The organism is Photobacterium sp. GB-50 (genome assembly GCF_003026755.1).
Classification (GTDB): domain Bacteria; phylum Pseudomonadota; class Gammaproteobacteria; order Enterobacterales; family Vibrionaceae; genus Photobacterium.
Genome location: NZ_PYNX01000008.1, coordinates 16,710 through 36,880 on the forward strand (window position 1 = coordinate 16,710; position 20,171 = coordinate 36,880).

The window sequence follows — 20,171 nt, forward strand, 5'->3', positions numbered from 1 at the left end:
CAATCGTTATTTTTTTGATTATTGTCAATAAAACAGTAACTTAGAAATTAAACCTTTGTTTAACAATAAGTTATAGTTTCGTGGTTTCACAATTTATTACACATAAAAGCAATCGTTTTCTTTTTAGTTGTGAAAAAAGTAACGTATTATTTTTATAACCTTATTGTTAACACTTAAATAGTGACAATGTAACATAATAACATCGTAAAAAGTTACATTGTCACTATATATGTTACACCGTAGCTTATACCATCTTATTAGGCGGTGACTATAAGTACACAGACTACTGTATCGGCCTTGAGTTGAGATTTAGAATGGTTAATTCACGTAAAGCGACAGAGAACTTTGCAAACTCATGCGCATTACCGACTTTAAATTCAGCCAGTACACTCTCCCATCGATCAACCGCTTTTTTATGTTGTTCCATCCATAGTGATATACTTTCTTCTGGCTTAGCAGTACTTGTCATTATAACCGCTGTTGTTAATTGTCTTTGTTGCCAATCTAGATCTTCACGAAATGAAGCTCTTGCTAATGCTTGCCAATTATTCTCAACAGCTTGGTTTTGAATTTGCTTTAAGAACCAATGAAGTGATAGTTGCGCTCCTAGTACAAAGTACACTCTTGCAATATGCGATATGTTAACGTCCATCTCTTTTGCAATTTGCGCTATATCCATGGCTGAATATAAACTGGTTAAGCGTGAAATGTTTTTGGCCAACCGCTCAGGTACCCCTTTGCGGATCATTTCATTCGCTTGCTCTTCATGCTCTACCACTTCTTCAGTTACAAGGTAACTATCTAATTCATTTCGTAACTGCTCAACAAAGGGTTGATAGAACACTATTTGTTGTTCTATACCTAACTTGTGCTCTCTATTGCGTAGGAACCATCGTGTGACCCGACGCAACATACGCCTTGAACGATAAAGCATGTCATATTGTGTTTGTGCTGAAACTTGATTATCTAATGCTCTAATTTCACTAAAAATCTGGTCAAACTTAAAGATCTCACGCCCTATTGAGTAAGAGGCTGAAATTTCATTTATCGTTGCCCCCGTTTCTTCTTGCAGCCGAGTAACAAAATTGCATCCCATTTCATTCGACATCAAATTAGCTAATGATGTTGCGATTAATTCACGTCGTAATGGATGGTTTTCCATTTGTGATCTGTAGTTATCTTGTAAAAATTGTGGGAAGTAAGCAGGTAATAGACGGGAATGATAAGGATCACTGGCTATATCGTGATTAACGAGTTTTTCTTTTAACACCATTTTACCGTAAGCCACCAGCACGGCAATTTCTGGTCGTGTTAAGCCAATCCCTGCCTTTTCACGCTCTACTAATGTTTCATCATCAGGTAGACATTCCAGGCTTCGATCCAATTTGCCCTGTCGTTCCAGTAAATGAATAAACCGCGTTTGTTCCTTTAATAGTTGTACTTGCTGTTGCTCTGTTACTGAAATAGATTCACTTTGGCGATAGGCATCATCTAATACAATGTCAGCAACCTCATCTTCCATCTTTTCTAAAATACTATTACGCTGTTTAAATGTCAGCTCATCAGCGGTCACTAGGCTATTGAGTAAAATTTTGATGTTCACTTCATTATCTGAGCAATCAACCCCACCAACATTATCGATAAAATCGGTATTCACTCGACCACCAGCTTTCGCAAATTCAACTCGACCTAACTGGGTTAAGCCTAAGTTTCCCCCTTCACCTACAATTTTTGCTGCAAGTTGAGAACCATTAACCCTAACAGCATCATTGGTGCGATCACCAACATCGGTGTGAGTCTCTTTAGTCGATTTTATGTATGTTCCTATACCACCATTCCACAATAAATCGACCTGCATTTGTAATATAAGATGTATCAACTCATTAGGTGTGCAACTTTGCTTACGCGTTTGCAGTAAAGTTTGCACAATAGGTACAAGCTTAATCGCTTTACTTTTACGTGAAAATATCGCCCCACCTTCAGATAAAACTTCACGATCATAATCTTCCCAACTCGATCGTTTAAGTTCAAAAAGACGTTTGCGTTCTAACCAACTTGCGGCAGGATCCGGATCTGGATCAATAAAGATATGCTGATGATTAAAGGCCGCTAATAAACGAATATGTTTTGATAACAACATCCCGTTACCAAACACATCACCCGCCATATCACCAATGCCGACACAGCTAAAATCTGTTGTTTGGCAATCTATACCTATCTCTCTAAAATGCCGCTTAACTGACTCCCAAGCCCCTTTCGCTGTTATTCCCATTTGTTTATGGTCATAACCATTAGATCCGCCAGAAGCAAAGGCATCACCTAGCCAAAAATCATAATCAGCAGCCAATGAATTGGCGATATCTGAAAATGTTGCCGTGCCTTTATCCGCCGCAACCACTAAATAAGGATCATCTTCATCATGACAAACGACATTTGCTGGTGGATACCGTTTACCCTCTAAGATATTGTCTGTTACATCAAGCAGCCCACAGATAAAACGTTGATAACAATGTAATCCCTCTGCAGCTATCTCTTCACGTGTTGTTAATTGAGGCTGCCGTTTGCAAATAAAGCCACCTTTCGCACCAACAGGCACAATTACCGTATTTTTAACCTGTTGTGCTTTGACTAGTCCTAATATTTCTGTGCGGTAATCTTCTTGCCTGTCTGACCAACGTAAGCCACCACGCGCAACTTTTCCCCCGCGCAAATGGACACCTTCCACATCGGGGGCATAAACAAATATCTCGTAACGAGGAATTGGAGCTGGAATTTCAGGGATAGATGATGGATTGAGTTTGAGTGATAGCCATGCTTTTGGCTTACCGGTATCTGTTTTTTGATAAAAGTTCGTTCTGAGGGTTGCTAAGATCATATCCATATAACGACGAATGATCCTGTCGTCATCTAAACTCTCGACATTCTCTAATCGCTCTACGATCTTTTTGATCAATAACTGCTCTGCTTTCTCACTATATTTCGCTTTGGGATCAAAGCGTAATTTAAACAACGACACCAAATAACAAGCCAGCTGACAATGATTAGACAGTGTCTCTTCTATATACTGCTGGCTAAATGGAAAGCCAACTTGTCGCATATAACGAGCATAACTGCGCAATATGGTAATTTCTCTACCAGACAAACCAGAACGCAGCACTAAACGGTTAAAACCATCACTTTCAAGCTCTCCATGCCAAATATCAGAAAAAGCATTTTGAAAACGATCTCTTGCTTCTGATAGGTCAAATCCATTTCTAACATGATGTAACATCGCAAAATCTAAGATCCAATTAACGACACCATCCGCAGTGATCACTTGATATGGTGATTCACCAATGACCCGCAAACCTAGATTTTCAAGCATTGGCATAACATCAGATAAATGAATCGGTTCATTACGGTGAAAAAGCTTCAATTTTACAATCGATGAGTCTGCTGATTCCTCTTGTGGTCGATAAAATAACATGCCTAATTTATTATCTTCATTCAGCCCTTCTAGCTGTAAAACATCTGCTACTGCAGAGCCAGGTAGCATTTGCTCTTTATAAGATCGAGGAAAAGCACGCGCATAGTTTTTGGCAATTGGGATCCCTTTGCTTTCGCCAAAGTTAGCCACTAATGACTGGGTTAAACGATCTTCCCACGAGGCAACAGCGACAACTAAATTATGCTCTATCGATTTAACATCCACATCGAAATTATTGTTCTTTACCCTAACGATGTAGTGCGTACGAGCTAATGGACTCACAGAAAAAAAGGTTGTGAACTCAACAGTTTGTGATGAACCAAGATAGTCTTTTAAAACACTTTGGATCTTACGCCTAAGCTCCGTGTCATAACGCTCTTTGGCAACATAGACCATGCAGGAAAAAAAACGCCCAAAAGGATCCCGTCTTACAAACAATCGCAGCATGTCACGATCTTGCATTCGTACTACGCCTACTCCCACCTCAAGCATTTCCACTTCTTTTGCTTGAATAAGTTCATCTCTGGGATAAGTTTCTAATACATTATTGAGCGCTTTCCAAGAATGAGAGCCTTCCGAATACCCACTGGCGTTGAGTATTCGTTTTACCCGATTACGGATCAATGGAATGTTCATTGCTGTTTGATGGTAAGCCGTTGACGCATATAGACCAATAAAGCGATGTTCACCAATAACATTACCTTTACTGTCAAATCGTTTAATACCGATATAATCAATGTAAGCGGGGCGATGAATACGAGATTTAGCATTACTTTTGGTGAGAATAAGCAGATCGGGCTTTTGCGCTTCAATACGCGCTGATTCAGGTAAACTGGATAAATTAAGTGGTCGTGCATGGCGCGGCTTTTTAAGTAGACCAAGCCCGGCCTCTTGCGTTGGTCTCAATTGATAATCACCTTTTATCGGCTTTAGGTCGTAACAGTGATAACCCATAAAGGTAAAATTATGATTGGCAACCCAATCAAGAAATTCAATCGCTTCCTCGCAGTATTGATTTTCAACAGGTAATTTTTCTGTTCTTAGACCTTTGATAATTTGATGCATTTTATCTTGCATCCATTGCCAATCATTCACCACTAATTCAATGTCTTTAAGCACCGCTTCAAGTTCATCTCGCAATATCGCCATTTGATCATTTTTTGTAAGACGATCTACTTCAATATGAAAAAGTGTCTGTAGATCCCCCTTATCACCGCACGCCTTAACGATGTTATTTTTTTTGTCGCGCTCAAAATAATAAGGACCATTCAGCATTAAATGGCTAGTAATATCTAATCGATTTAACGTCATACGTACAGAATCAACCAAAAAGGGTTTATCTGGCATAACAATCTCAACCACGGTGTGGGTAGATTTCCAGCCATGGCGACTTAATGTGGGGTTATACACACGAACGGATATTTGTTGCGGATTATTTTTAACCAGATGATGCCATAGGCTCAGCACAGCACCATATAAATCAGATTCGTTACGTTGTAATAAATCATCTTCAGCCAATTGATTTAATAGGCTTTTAGCAAACACATCAACTAAAGGTTGCTGGGTGTTATCAACTTTGGATTTTATTAAGCCATATACTTTTTCAAGTAATACAGGAACCACATTGTCTGGTGCATTCATAAGAAAATCCCATAACTTTTACTACCTTAGGTAAGTATAGGTATGCAATTTTCTGTCCGAGTTTCAAATAAAATACATGATAACAATTTAGCTATGATAAGAGATGTAAACACTAATCAGACAATTTAGTTAATGTAGTCAGTTTATTATTATCATCGACAGCAACTTGAAAACGCCCTCGTACACCCATTTGCGTTAAATACGGACGTAAACGCACAGCGGGCAATTGAAGTTTTAATCCATTCTCTGTCACCACAACAGCACTACTTGCGGCACCAGAATAGTGTTGTAAGAAAACTTGATAACTAATATTTACTCGAAAAGTAAAGCTTCGCATAATCCCTTTTATCTCGTTATTCGTTCAATAGCCCAATATAGAAAAAGCCAAGTCCCCATTACACACTCCCTCATAGAAAGTGTTTATTAATAAGGTACTTGGCTCTATTATTTAGCGAATTATGATTTATTGTTCAAGCGCTTTATGCACTTTCTCAAACAGATCTTTTGCTAAGTTATCTAATGCCGCTAACTTCTCAAGCTCGCTACGCATTAATTGCTGACGTGTTTCATCGTATTGGCGATACTTTAAGAACGGCTCAATTAATCGTGAAGCTACTTGTGGATTACTGGTATTTAATGCCGTTAGAATTTCAGTTAAGAACGCATAACCAGAACCATCTTTCGCATGGAAATGCACTGGGTTATTGGCACAGAAACTCGCCACTAAACTGCGCGTGCGGTTAGGGTTTTTCAAGCTAAACGCTGCGTGACTCATAGTATTACGCACATTTTCTAACGCATTATCAGCAGGATTAGTGCCTTGTAGCATGAACCACTTATCCATAACCAAGCCATCGTGAGTCCACTTATCACTAAAGTCTGACATTTGTACTGCGCGACAAGCTAATTGCGCATTATTTGCAGCAGACATAGCAGCCATCGTATCAGTCATGTTGTCAGCAGCTGCATATTGTGCAATCACTAAATCATTACCTAGCGCTGTATGTGCTAGATAAGATAAACACTTGTTACGCAATGCGCGTTTAGCCATAGCATCATGATCAAGACTGTATTCGCCTTGCGCTAAGCTACGATAAATCGCGAGTAATTCATCTTCCATTTCTGTCGCTAAAATTTGAGTTAACGCACCAACAACCTTATTGATTGCATCAACATCAACTTGCTTGTACCAGCCTGCGATTTCATTCTCGCTTGGCAGTGTTAGCATTTCAGCAATAAATGCAGGATCAAGATTTTCATCCAATAATGCGCCACGGAAAGCATCAATAACCGCTTCAGGTAATTGAACTGACTCACCAGCTTGAACAGCTGCCACATTGTTACGAATGTATTTCGCCAATAGCATTTGGCCAGCATCCCAGCGTGCAAACTCGTTACGCGCGTGGATCATCAAGAAGATCAACTCTTGATCTGAGTAATCATATTTTAAGATCACAGGTGCAGAGAATTCACGCAGCATCGACATCACAGGCTGTTCCGCAACATTCTCAAATACGAAAGTTTGCTCTGCTTCTTTTACATCTAACACGTTGTGAACAGGCATACCATTTGATTGAAGTGCAATAACCTCACCTTTGCTATCATATAGTTCGATATCAAACGGAATGTGAAGTGGTAGCTTTTCTTCTTGCCCTGCTGTTGGAGCTGTGTGCTGCTTTATAGTGACGTTGTAACACTTAGTATCTGCATCATATGACGTATCAACTGTAACAACTGGCGTTCCTGCTTGGCTATACCAACGACGGAAGCGAGACAGATCAATACCTGATGCATCTTCCATTGCTTGAACAAAATCATCACAAGTTGCAGCAGTACCATCATGGCGATCAAAGTACAGCTTCATACCTGCTTGGAAATTTGCTTCACCTAGCAAGGTATGCATCATACGGATCACTTCGCTACCCTTTTCATACACTGTTAATGTATAGAAGTTATTCATCTCAATCACTTTTTCAGGACGAATTGGGTGCGACATTGGACCACGATCTTCAGCAAACTGTGGACCACGTACAATACGAACATTGGCAATGCGATTTACTGGACGAGAGCCAAGATCTGATGAGAATTCTTGATCACGGAATACAGTTAAACCTTCTTTTAAGCTTAATTGGAACCAATCACGACAAGTAACGCGGTTACCTGTCCAGTTATGGAAGTATTCATGACCGATCACAGCTTCAATACCTTGGTAATCAGTATCCGTTGCTGTTTTAGGGTTTGCGAGAACGAATTTAGAGTTAAAGACATTCAAGCCTTTGTTTTCCATGGCGCCCATGTTGAAGAAATCAACCGCCACAATCATGTAGATATCTAAATCATATTCAAGACCAAAACGCTCTTCATCCCACTGCATTGAGTTTTTCAATGAAGTCATGGCGTAATCTGCGCGATCAAGATTGCCTTTATCAACGAAGATTTCGAGCTCTACGTTACGACCACTCATTGTGGTGTAGTTATCACGTAAAACGTCAAAGTCACCTGCCACTAAAGCAAAGAGGTATGAAGGTTTTGGGAATGGGTCTTGCCATTGTACCCAGTGACGACCATTGTCTAAGTCACCTTCAGCAATACGGTTGCCATTACTAAGTAAATATGGGAATGCTGCTTTATCCGCAATGATCTTAGTTGTGAAACGAGCCAGTACATCTGGACGATCAAGATAATAAGTAATCCGACGGAAACCTTCTGCTTCACATTGAGTACAGAAACCACCCCCCGACTTATACAGCCCTTCTAATGCAGTATTTGCTTCTGGATTAACGGTTGTAACGATCGTTAAATCAAATTGAGCAGGCAGATCTGATAAAGTTAAGTGGCTGCCTTCTTGAATATATGACGTCCATGTTTTGCCATTGACAGAAATACTCACAATGGCAAGTTCATCACCATCAAGTACAAGTTGGGCATCATCGTTATCACTAATACGAATAACCTTGCTTTGCGCTATCACCGTTGTATTGGTGTCATAAAGGTCAAACGTTAAATCGATATCTGTAATAGTGTAATCCGGTTGACGATAATCGGAACGATATTTAGCAGTAGGTTGTAAAAATGCCTGCTCTGTCATTATTATATTTCCTTTTATAAAGGCTCTACCAAACCTTGCATCAATAGACAGGTGTTAATAGAACGACAAACAATTTTCATAGTTTGATACTATAACGTTCAAACAAGAATTAATATCAAATATATCCGATAGTTTTATCTTTAACGGTCAATTTCTTAGTTTTCGCAATTAAACGATTAAAAATAAATCAAATTTCAATCGACATATCTAACCTCAGCCTTTTCTGGATATAAATTAATCAATTGTTCTATGTAAAGTACAATTTTTAAATAAAGAAATACTGTTTTACTCACTATTAATAATTATTATTTATCCCGGAAAAGTATGAGTAGTTAACTGCCAAACACTAGAAAACTTTTAAAACACTCAGTATTAATGAATAAACTCCCCGTCAAGCTATAGTTTATATATTGCTCGTAACGATAAGAGAATTAAAAACTCATAAATAATGCGTAAGCTATATATTTAGTAAGTAAACTTCATGAGTCTATAAAGCCTAATGAGAATGGTTATACTTGACGAACATCACATCTTAGTTCACAATCAGTCGTAACCTAAGGCATTAATAAATTCTATTTTTTTATTTATCTTCAAGAATATAACCCATTGAATAATAATAAAATCACGTTACAGATAGATTTATTATCACTTCTAATAAGTATCTACAGCCAGATATGAATAATAACCAACACAATATTGGGGTTATCAACTCCCTGCTTGATACTGATGCGTATAAATTGCATATGCAACAGGCAATTTTTCATCAATACCCAGACGTTGAAGCAGTGGCTGAATTCCACTGCCGAAGCGACGAAGATCTGCGCCCGTACTCTCAAGAGATCAAAGATCAAATCGCAAACATCGCAGCGCTCTCTTTTGCTGACGATGAAATCAATTATCTATCAACATTAACTTTTTTCAGTGCTGACTATCTTAAGTATTTACGAAATTTTCAACTAAATGCAGATGATGTTTGTGTTGATGATTCTGGTGAACAGCTATCTATTATCATTCGTGGTAAATGGTTGGATGTGATCTTATGGGAAGTTCCTCTTCTCGCAATTATTTGTGAAGTGCGCTGTGCACACTTATATCCAAATGCTACGCCCGAAGATGCCATTAAACAATTACAAGAAAAAATTTCACGCTTCTACCACAATGCACAAGATACAGATTTAAGTGAATTTTCGCTGGTAGATTTTGGCACTCGCCGCCGTTTTTCTAAAGCCGTTCATCATAAAGTTGTTGATTACTTAAAAGAAAACATGCCAGAGTTCAAAGGTACTTCGAACTACTATCTTGCATATACTCGTAATTTAACACCGGTTGGAACTCAAGCTCACGAATGGTTCCAAGGCCATCAGCAATTAGCCGGTGAGCTTGCTGATTCTCAACAATTAGCATTAAATCGTTGGCTACAAGAATACCCTAACGATTTAGGTATTGCGCTCACCGACTGTATCAATATGGATGCTTTCTTACGTGACTTTGATAAACGTTTATCTGAACGTTTCATTGGTTTACGCCATGATAGTGGTGATCCTATTTCTTGGGGTGAAAAAGCCATTGCACATTACAAATCATTAGGCATTGACCCAAAAACAAAATCACTGGTTTTTTCTGATAGCCTTACACTTGATAAAGCACTGAACATCTTTAAGCATTTCAACCACCAAATAAACGTAAGTTTTGGCATTGGCACACAGCTAACCTGTGATTTACCAAATGTAAAAACATTGAATGTTGTGTTGAAACTAACTGAATGCGAAGGTCGCCCTGTAGCAAAAATTTCAGACGAACCCGGTAAGAGCATCTGTCGGGATGAAGACTATTTAGATCAGCTTCGTACTGCATTTAATCTCGCTAACGAATAAAACTTCATCTATTTTCAAATTAGAAAGGCGAACAAGTTATCTTGTTCGCCTTTTTGTCTGCACATCATAACCAATGCTATATTTGTTGATATTATAAAAATTATGGAATGACCTTCCCTTTCACCACTAGCATTGTCGCTACATTAATAAAAATTATTCTCGTTGTAATATCGCTTCCATTCCAAAATGAGTATTCGTTAACGTTAGCGTGTCATTGCTACTTAATTCAAATTCAGAATCGTGTTGCCCATCTTCATATAATAAAACCAGTTGGTTATCTTCAATATAATAAATACCACGATGCTCTTTTGATTTTCCTTGATCATTTGAGACTTCAGCAGAGAATAAAAAATCAGGGCGTAACGTGAGTGAAAGTTCAGAAATACTGTGGTCAACATCAGAACCTGATATCATTGAAGTTTTCCAATTACCTGGTAGATTTTCAGGGGCTAACTTAGTAAATCTTGCACCATCTAACACGAACTGATTATAACTAAGCATATAAGTATGCATTTGATCTTCTTCGCCTTCGGTGACAAAAGTAATATTGGTTTCGTCAATATCATACTCACCTGACCATTGTTCTATTTTTCCATCAATACGAAGTAAACGCATTGCAAATACATAGTCAGATTTAAACATCACATGCATTGCACGATAACTTTCACCTTCACTTTCTACACCGGCTTCTGTTGAGCTAAACCAATACCAATTACCTAATAAAAATGGATAGTCAAACTCCGTAATATCGTCGGCAATGATTGGGCGGCTAAATGCGCTAAAGAAGAATAACACGGTAATAAAGAATAGTTTTTTCATAGGCTTCCCCTGTTACTAGAACAAAGTGCATGTACTTTAAAACTAGTTGGTAAAGCTATTTTGCGATGAAAAATATGCGACAGATCACATTTAAATATGCGACAAGTCTTATTTATGAGATTATTACAGTAACAAAGAGAAATAAAAAAGCGCCCCATGAAGGAGCGCTTATTTATGTGTTGCTGGATACTATCAGAAAACTACGATGATTTTATCTTGGTTAAGTCAGCGGTAATACCAATGGCTTCATCCAAATATGCATCAGGTGCTTCATAATCTTTTGGTACTGCATCTAAATCAGCAAACGGTTTTTTACCGAGTACTTTTTGACGCTTATTTAAACGTACCAATCGATCAGCATCTTGTTTATCTTGCTCAGCTAAACGCATTTTTTCATTTAATGAAATTCTATTGATATCTTTTTCCTTTTTATAGGTTTTGATATCTTCATTAATGAAACCAAACTCCATATCATTCTTAATTCGTGCAAGGTGTTCTTCATTTAACTTAGGAAGAATTGACGAATAATTATGAAGTTGTTGATATTTAGCCGGTTTAATACTATCCCACGGTAATGCATTATCTTCTACACTTTCACCGGTTTCAGACGGATCAATTGCTGTTGGGAAAGAGATATCAGGCACAACACCTAAATTCTGAGTACTACCACCATTAATACGGTAGAACTTTTGAATTGTATATTGTACATGACCCAGTGGCTTATCGAATAAATCATATAAATGGTTTAAAGAACGGTGCTGCTGCACAGTACCTTTACCAAATGATTGTTCACCAAGCACCACTGCTCGACCATAATCTTGCATTGCCGCAGCAAATATTTCAGATGCCGATGCACTATAACGGTTAATTAAAACAGTTAACGGCCCATTAAAGAAAACTTGATTATCTGAATCACTGTTTACTTTTACGCGACCATAACTATCACGAACTTGAACAACAGGCCCGCTTGAAATAAATAAACCACTTAATGCTGTCGCTTCAGTTAATGCACCACCGCCATTGTTACGAAGATCAATAACGACACCATCAACTTTCTGCTCGTTAAGCTTAACCAATTCTTTCTTGGTATCTTCAGATAAACCGACATAGAAACTTGGTACTTCAATCACACCAATTTTCTTGCCTTCAACAGTTTTCACTTCCGATTTAACGGCACGATCTTCTAGACGAATTTTGTCTCGAACAATAGTGACAGTGTAACTCTTGCTGTTCTTACCTTCTGGTAAAACATCAAGAATCACTTTACTGCCTTTCGGACCTTTGATTAATTGGACAACATCATCTAAACGCCAGCCAATAATATCTACAATTTTTTCGCCATCTTGACCAACACCAATGATACGGTCACCCGCAGCCAGCTTTTTAGAGCTCGCAGCAGGTCCACCAGCAACAAGGGATTGAATCGTCGTATAATCATCTTTCACTTGCAGCACTGCTCCAATCCCTTCTAAAGAAAGGTTCATTTCTGATTGGAACTGCTCAGCATTTCGAGGAGATAGATAACTAGTGTGAGGATCAACTTCACGCGAGAAAGCATTCATGTATAACTGGAATACATCTTCACTATGGGTTTGCGTTAAACGTTTAACGGCGTTGTTATAACGTTTACCTAGTGTTTCTTGTATTTCTTTCCAGTTTTTACCTGCCAGCTTTAAATTCAACGCATCGTATTTCACACGCTTACGCCAAATTTCATTTAACTCAGCTTGATTTTCTGGCCACTCAAGTTCAGAGCGATCAATAACAAAGTCTTCATCTTTATCGAATTTAATCTCTGTATCTAATTGCGAGATCGCAAACTGATAACGGTCAAAACGACGTTGAAGGACTTTATTAAAAATATCAAATGCACCCGATGTATCACCAGATTTCAATTGATCATCAAACTGATTTCGCCAGCGTTCAAATTGCTTTACATCAGAAGCAGTTAGAAAGCTTTTATTATAGTCGAGCATTTCGATATAACGATCGAAGACCTGACTAGAGAATTTATCATCAAGTGAAAAATGCTTGTAATGAGAGCGGGTAAAGCGTGACGCTACCCTCTTACTCGCAGTTGCGTGCTGCTGCTCTGGTGCAAGTTGCGGCAAATCACTTAATGAATATTTAGCCTCTAAGGCTTGCGCTGAAGCTGCCAGCATCATGCCGGCAGCAATCAGTGAGAAACGGAATCGACAATTCATGCGTCGCGCATTCTCCCTTTATGAACGCAGGTGCTCCGCTTTAACAGCCATTACTAAGCCGTTATTTAAGCGAACACGCACATCGTCCTTGTTAATTTCGACAATAGTTGCCGGCATGTTACCTGAGCCCATATTCACTTGTACGTTCTTACCAACAATAACTTCGTCAGCTTTTAGTACAGGTGTAGTCTCAACTGGCTTCTTATTAACTTTAGCCGTTTTTGGCTTAATGTTCTTAGGTTTAGCAGTTTTTGCGCGAGTTTTTTTCGCATCGCCTTCTTTAGCTGCTTTAGCGATAGCCTGCTCTTTACGACGAGTACGTACTTTTGCTTTGCTTTCTTCTAAGGCTTTAAGTGCGTGATCAACGTGTTCTTGCTCAAGTACATCACACTCATTTCCATCAAGATCAACACGACTTACACCAGCTTTAACGCCGTGAAGGTAACGCCAGGAAGATGTGTATTGACGTAATGCTGTACGTAGTTGAGTCTTACTGATTTTTGGATCATCACTTAAGCGCTCAGCAAGATCTTGAAAAATACCGATCTTAAGTGGTTTAGCTTCACCCTCAATAGTAAAACATTTTGGGAAACGCTCAGCAATATATGCAATAACTTCTTTACTGTTCGTTAACTTTTCAGAGTTTTCCATGGACTTTCCTGACATAAACGAGATTTGCTCGTTATTAGTGCTTTGTTCAAAAAGAAATAGTGGGGCTATTATAATTACCTAATAAGGAAAAACCACCGAAAGCATGAAATTAGAGTACTTTTTGTAGCTCTGTAACCAAAGAAACTAGACCTTGTTCATCATTTTGGTCAAATCTTGACAAATCTGGACTATCAATATCCAGTACACCTATACATTTTTCCCCTATATTTAATGGGATAACGATTTCAGATTGACTAACTGCGTCACAAGCAATGTGCCCAGGAAAGGCATGAACATCATCAACACGGATGACTCTGTTATCTTTTACTGCCGTACCGCATACCCCGTTACCGACAGGAATACGAACACAAGCAGGTTTTCCTTGAAATGGACCAAGTACGAGCTCATCATTTTTTAATAAATAAAAGCCAACCCAATTTATGTTCTCTAACTCCATATTCAACAACGCACTAATATTAGAGAGATTGGCAATGAGATCTGATTCACCTTCAACTATAGCTAAAGCTTGAAGTGTCAGACGGTTATAAAAAGAACCTGTATTTTCCATAGCATACGCCTTACATAATCGTTAAAATGGAAACACTTAACAATAATAGGAATCATTATCACTGTGAAGCATTCATTCCCCACTATGATTAATTGGTCTTGGCTTTTTATTCAAGCTAAAAAACATCGTCCCCGCCTTATCACCGCGAATATTATTGCTGTTATTGCCACCTTGATTAGCGTACCAATTCCATTACTTATGCCATTAATGGTCGATGAAGTATTACTCCATAAGCCAGCTGAAGGGATCCAATATTTAAACCACCTTCTTCCCGAACAATGGCAATCACCTACTGGCTATATCTTATTAGTGTTATTTTTAGTTGTCTTAATGCGTACCGTAAGCCAAGCATTGAACATTTTACAAAGCCGCCAATTCACACTGGTATCAAAAGAGATCACCTTTAATTTACGTCAGCATTTATTGGATAAATTAGGGCGTATTAGCATGCGCCAATATGAAGAAAAAGGAAGTGGCGGCATTACTTCGCATCTTGTCACTGATGTTGAGACTATCGATAAGTTTGTCGGAGATACGTTAAGTCGTTTTATTATCGGCTTGCTCACCGTCGTTGGTACTGCTGGCGTTTTATTATGGTTAGATTGGCGACTCGGGCTATTTATTCTCATCATTAACCCTATTGTTGTTTACGCTTCAAAAATGATGGGTAACCGCGTTAAAAACCTCAAGCGTCAAGAAAATCAATCTTATGAAAAATTCCAACAACGTTTAGTCGAAGTATTAGATGGCATATACCAATTGCGCGCATCTAATCGTGAGCGTGAATTTTTAGCTCAACTAAAATCGCACGCAAATGATATACGCCACAGTGCTGATAAGTTTGCATGGCAATCAGAAGCGGCAGGACGCATCTCTTTCTTATTATTCTTGGCGGGTTTTGAAGTATTTCGCGCCGCTGCAATGTTAATGGTGCTTTTCAGTGGCTTATCTATCGGTGAAATGCTGGCTGTCTTTAGTTACTTATGGTTCATGCTTGGGCCTGTACAAGAGTTATTGGGGATTCAATTTTCTTGGTACAGTGCATCTGCGGCCATGCAGCGTTTAAATACGCTGTTAGATTTAGAAGAAGAAGTTCGCCCTACCGCTACCGTTTATCCCTTTAATCACAATGAAGCACTGGATATTAAAGTAAGAAATGTCCGTTTTTCTTATGACAATGATAAACAAGTGCTGCGAGGTTTAAATATTGATATCCCTGCAGGAAAACGTGTTGCTCTTGTAGGTGCATCAGGCGGCGGTAAATCAACCTTAATTCAATTACTGCTTGGCATTTACCAAAAGCAATCAGGTGATATTTTTATTAATGGTCACCCGATTGAGGCGGTCAGTTATGAATCTCTTCGCGAACGTATGGCTGTTGTGCTCCAGCAGCCCGTCTTATTCAACGATACATTACGCCATAACTTAACATTAGGTGGTGAATATACTGATGATGAACTCTGGAATGCGTTAGACATTGCTCAACTTACAGACATGACAGAGCGGTTAACACATGGCCTAGACACTGAAATTGGTCGACAAGGTATTCGTTTATCCGGTGGTCAGCGTCAACGTTTAGCGATTGCCCGTATGATCTTATCTAACCCTGACTTTGTCATTTTAGATGAAGCAACATCAGCGTTAGATACTTCAACAGAAGCTGCACTTCATAAAGCGCTGAATAGTTTTTTAAAAGATAAAACCACTTTAATTGTTGCCCACCGTTTATCTGCCGTTAAACAAGCTGATTTAATCTATGTCTTAGAAGATGGATTAGTCAGTCAATCAGGTACACATACTGAGTTAGTGAGTCAACATGGGTTATATCGAACACTTTACGGTTCAATTCAATCACCTAATAATGATGTTGAACAAACAGATCAACAACTTCCAGTAGCAAGAATCGGTACAAAATAATATAGTACCCATCCTTGACGCTCATGGGCTATCATTCACTATGTTTTTACAAACGTGTGAATTTTTATTTCGTGAGCGTTTTTATATCTCGCTCTTTTGCAAAGGAAACAACGTACTATGTCAACGGCCAGACGCTGCCCCGGTTGCAATTTACTCGTGCTCCCTGAGGTGGCTCAACAAGGACACAGTGCTTACTGTCCCCGTTGCCAAACACGTTTATATCGTGGGGGAACAGCAAGATTTAATGCAGAACTGGCGATTGCCGCAGCGGGTTTAATCCTTTTTATTCCAACCATTACTTTACCGTTAATCACAATACGATTATTCGGACAGATGATCCCTGCGACACTTCCATCTGGCGCCATCACACTTTCAGAAAATTTTCCTGGCGTTGCCGCATTAATCTTATTTTGTAGCGTTATTGCCCCGCTATTAGTCATAGGGGCGGTTTTTAGCGCCCAATTTTCCCTTAAATTTCGTCACTTTACTCTATTTAAAGCATCAACATGGGTTCTTCACCATTTAAAGCAATGGGTGATGCTCGATGTTTTTTTAGTTAGTCTCGCCATTGCTTGTTTTAAAGTCCAAGAAGTCGCAGAGATTAATATCGGTCTTGGGCTGTACTGTCTCATTACCTTACAGATATTATTTCTCGTGTTACTGACTCGTATCAGTGTTCGTCGTTATTGGGATGCGTGGCAACCTGAAAATGAACATATTAGTGATGACTTAGACACACTTTGTACGACCTGTCATTTAACGCAAGAACACCTGACCCATTGCCGCCGCTGTAATAGTCCATTACACGATCGCATTCCACATTCTATTCAAAAAACATGGGCATATTTAATTTCAGCAAGTATTTTTATCTTGCCTGCTAACCTTTATCCCATTTCAATTTTCATGAATAACGGTAAGCGTATTGAAGATACTATCTTTTCAGGTGTTGCTGAACTCGTCAGAACGGGAATGACAGGTATCGCAGCAATCATCTTTATTGCCAGTATTGTTGTCCCTGTCGCGAAAATTCTAAGTTTGGCTTATATCCTTTTAGCCGTACAGTTCAAACGAAAAACACACCACCTATTACGTATGCGACTATTTCGTGCCGTACACTGGATAGGTAAATGGTCGGTAATGGATCTTTTTGTTATCGCCATCATGGTCACATTAATCGACCGTGGGCAAGTTCTTGATTTCACGCCGGGACCTGGGGCAATTGCCTTTGCCGTCGTGGTAGTATTAACAATGTTAGCAGCAGAAAGTTTAGATTCTCGCCTGATATGGGACAATTATGAACAACGATCCAAATAACGAACAACCCAAAAAGGTGAAAATTCGCCGTGATCGGGGGTTATCACCGCTGTGGCTGTTGCCGCTATTAGCATTAATACTTGCTGGTTGGTTACTGTATAAATCAGTTAACGAAGCCGGTGAACGTATTCAAATCCACTTTAACGATGCCGTGGGTTTAGTCGCTGGAAGAACGACTATTCGTTATCAAGGCCTTGAAGTGGGTATTGTACGTGATATCAGCCTATCAAAAGATCTTAAGAGTATTTACGTTACTGCCGACATTTATCCTGAAGCGGTAAACATTCTTCGTAAAAATACCCGATTCTGGCTAGTCAAACCTAAGGCATCTATAACGGGTATATCAGGCTTAGATACTCTTGTTTCTGGTAACTACATTGCGTTATTACCCGGTGATGGTCCTGAAGCTACGAAATTTACAGCATTAGAAAACCAACCTGCAGATACGCCATTAGAAGATGGCTTAAAGCTGCAATTAAAAGCACCGAATCTTGGATCGATCAGTATTGGTTCGCAAATTTTTTATAAGAAGATCCCAGTCGGTGAGGTTTTCAATTACACCCTTAGTGATAACAAAAAAGAAGTCCTTATTGATGCACTAATCAAACCCAAGTATGCCAACCTTGTTACTGATAAAAGCCGTTTCTGGAATGTTAGTGGCATGCGTGCGGATATCGGTTTCAACGGTGTTGATGTGCAGTTTGAAAGCCTGTCAGCATTAATCGCAGGTGCTATTGCATTTGATTCACCAGATAAAGGTAAAGTCATTGAAGCAAATCATCTGTTTAAGCTCTACCCCGATATCAATACGGCCGGTCGTGGTATTGCTATCACGATAACCTTGCCAGATAACAATGATATTAGCGATTCAGGTTCACCAATCATGTATCGTGGCTTACAGATCGGTAAAATCACCGATGTAAGCCTTGATGAAAAAACCAACAAGATTATCGCACATGCCGCGATTGAACCTAGCATGCGTGAGTACTTAAATAGCGGCTCTCGTTTATTACTCGAAGAAGCTGAAGTATCACTTAATGGTGTTAAGAATATCGGCAATCTTGTACGAGGCAATTTCTTACGTTTAATACCGGGTAAAGGCGAAACTTCACGTCAATTTACAGCTATTACCCGTGACACATTAGAAGAGCAACAACCCGGTGTAGCAACCTTCAAACTGTATGCTGATAAAAGTTTTGGTATTAAACGTGGCACCAAATTACGCTTTAAGGGATTAGATGTCGGGCGAATCACTAACGTTGAATTAACCGGTGAGCGTGTAAGCTTTGATGTCTTAGTTCAACCTGAGTACACCCATTTGATCAGAAGTGGTAGTCGATTCTTCGTTGATGGTGGTGTCGATGCCAGCATTTCGAGCAAAGGTATTGATGTTTCTATTCCGCCAGCCGATCAATTAATCAGCAGTGCGATTAGCTTCACTTCTATCGGTAGCAAAAAAATAAACAAAAGCTACACCCTATTTAAAAACCGAAGTCTTGCCGATCTTGCGGATGAAAAACTGAAAGGCTATAGCAGCATTAGTTTATTTGCTGAAAAGTTACCCCCCGTATCTGAAGGTAGTCCAGTACTTTACCGTAACTTACAAGTAGGTGAAGTGAGTGACTTTGCTTTGAAAGATAACGGTGTGAGCATTAAATTAAATATCGAGAAAAAATACCGTCATTTGATCACTAACCACACCGTATTCTGGAACCGTTCAGGTATCGAAGTAGAAGCAGGATTAAATGGTATTAAATTAGTGACCGATCCCCTATCCACGCTTATCAAAGGTGGGATTGCTTTTGATAACATGAAGCAAGTGACTAACCGTATCGGTTCTAAATACAAGCTTTACTCAAGCTTAAGTTCAGCGCAACATTTTGGACAGCTGATAACTTTAACAGCCGATGATGCACGATCTGTCTCTAACAATACTGAGATCAAGTTCCAAGGCGTAACCATTGGTAAAATCATTAACATCGAACCCGATTTTCATACAAACAACGTGAAAATACAGGCTCGTTTATATCCGAAATACGCTCAAAAAATCGCAAAGTCAGATAGCTACTTTTGGGTGGTTAAACCAAAGATCAGCTTAAGTGGTAGTGAAAACTTGGATTCGTTGCTGAGCTCTTACATTGCTGTTCAACCTGGGAAAGGCTATTTTGCTGATACTTTTAAGCTTGGTTCGGCAGAGTTGTTTGATTCCCGCGTCACGATAGTATTAGAAAGTGAAGAGCGTGATTCAATTAGCGAAGGTACACCATTGCTCTACCGTGATATTCAAGTTGGACAAGTGGTTAACGTTTCACTCGGTGACTTAGCCGACCGTGTCATCATAAAAGCCCAACTTGAAAAACAATACCGCCATTTAGTGCGAAAAAACACTGTATTTTGGAACACCTCAGGTGTGAATGTTGATATCGGTATTACAGGTGCCAACATAAAAGCAGGTACATTTGATAGCCTATTACGTGGCGGAATTGCCTTTGCAACCCCCGAAAAGCAACCACTTGAACCACAAGTTAAAGCAGGAACACACTTCTTACTACATAAAGAAGCAAACCCTAAATGGTTAGCATGGCGTACTGCAATTCCTGAGAGTTAACAGCTAAAATCAAACAAAATA

General features: G+C 39.2%; 11 protein-coding genes. 4 read left to right on the forward strand and 7 right to left on the reverse strand.

Features of this window, described 5'->3' with window-relative positions; genetic code table 11:
• Window positions 1-283: 283 nt before the first annotated feature.
• From C9J41_RS11950 to pepN, 3 genes are all read right to left on the reverse strand, one after another.
• Entirely contained in the window at window positions 284-5,107 is a 4,824-nt protein-coding gene (locus tag C9J41_RS11950; protein ID WP_107294618.1) for an NAD-glutamate dehydrogenase, read from the reverse strand.
• A gap of 112 nt (window positions 5,108-5,219) precedes the next feature.
• Complete coding sequence (locus C9J41_RS11955; RefSeq protein WP_006645627.1) at window positions 5,220-5,444, reverse strand: DUF2835 domain-containing protein; 225 nt, start codon at window positions 5,442-5,444, stop codon at window positions 5,220-5,222.
• A gap of 126 nt (window positions 5,445-5,570) precedes the next feature.
• Window positions 5,571-8,195 (reverse strand): aminopeptidase N, encoded by a 2,625-nt coding sequence (gene pepN / locus C9J41_RS11960; protein ID WP_107294619.1) that lies wholly within the window; start codon window positions 8,193-8,195, stop codon window positions 5,571-5,573.
• Between the two features lie 674 nt (window positions 8,196-8,869).
• On the opposite strand from pepN, the gene pncB reads away from it, so the two are divergent.
• Window positions 8,870-10,069, forward strand: coding sequence for a nicotinate phosphoribosyltransferase (gene pncB, locus C9J41_RS11965; protein WP_107208143.1), 1,200 nt, complete (start codon window positions 8,870-8,872; stop codon window positions 10,067-10,069).
• A 153-nt stretch (window positions 10,070-10,222) separates the two neighbouring features.
• Here pncB and C9J41_RS11970 read toward each other — a convergent pair whose 3' ends face one another.
• The 4 genes from C9J41_RS11970 to C9J41_RS11985 all read right to left on the reverse strand — a co-directional run bounded on the left by C9J41_RS11970 (window position 10,223) and on the right by C9J41_RS11985 (window position 14,311).
• On the reverse strand, window positions 10,223-10,888 hold the full coding sequence (locus tag C9J41_RS11970) for a lipocalin family protein (RefSeq protein WP_107208142.1): 666 nt from the start codon (window positions 10,886-10,888) through the stop codon (window positions 10,223-10,225).
• Window positions 10,889-11,088: 200 nt separating this feature from the next.
• The gene (gene prc, locus C9J41_RS11975) at window positions 11,089-13,092 is read right to left on the reverse strand and encodes a carboxy terminal-processing peptidase (protein ID WP_107246664.1); all 2,004 of its coding nucleotides are present in this window, start codon (window positions 13,090-13,092) and stop codon (window positions 11,089-11,091) included.
• An 18-nt stretch (window positions 13,093-13,110) separates the two neighbouring features.
• The gene (gene proQ / locus C9J41_RS11980; RefSeq protein ID WP_107208140.1) at window positions 13,111-13,743 is read right to left on the reverse strand and encodes an RNA chaperone ProQ; all 633 of its coding nucleotides are present in this window, start codon (window positions 13,741-13,743) and stop codon (window positions 13,111-13,113) included.
• A gap of 109 nt (window positions 13,744-13,852) precedes the next feature.
• On the reverse strand, window positions 13,853-14,311 hold the full coding sequence (locus tag C9J41_RS11985) for a GAF domain-containing protein (protein WP_107208139.1): 459 nt from the start codon (window positions 14,309-14,311) through the stop codon (window positions 13,853-13,855).
• 84 nt (window positions 14,312-14,395) lie between these two features.
• On the opposite strand from C9J41_RS11985, the gene C9J41_RS11990 reads away from it, so the two are divergent.
• The 3 genes from C9J41_RS11990 to C9J41_RS12000 all read left to right on the forward strand — a co-directional run bounded on the left by C9J41_RS11990 (window position 14,396) and on the right by C9J41_RS12000 (window position 20,150).
• On the forward strand, window positions 14,396-16,228 hold the full coding sequence (locus C9J41_RS11990; RefSeq protein ID WP_107294620.1) for an ABC transporter ATP-binding protein: 1,833 nt from the start codon (window positions 14,396-14,398) through the stop codon (window positions 16,226-16,228).
• A gap of 117 nt (window positions 16,229-16,345) precedes the next feature.
• On the forward strand, window positions 16,346-17,542 hold the full coding sequence (locus tag C9J41_RS11995; protein ID WP_107208137.1) for a paraquat-inducible protein A: 1,197 nt from the start codon (window positions 16,346-16,348) through the stop codon (window positions 17,540-17,542).
• Window positions 17,523-20,150: an MlaD family protein gene (locus tag C9J41_RS12000; protein WP_107294621.1), complete on the forward strand. Its 2,628-nt coding sequence runs from the start codon at window positions 17,523-17,525 to the stop codon at window positions 20,148-20,150. The genes C9J41_RS11995 and C9J41_RS12000 overlap by 20 nt, the downstream gene beginning before the upstream one ends.
• The last annotated feature ends 21 nt before the right edge of the window (window positions 20,151-20,171 follow it).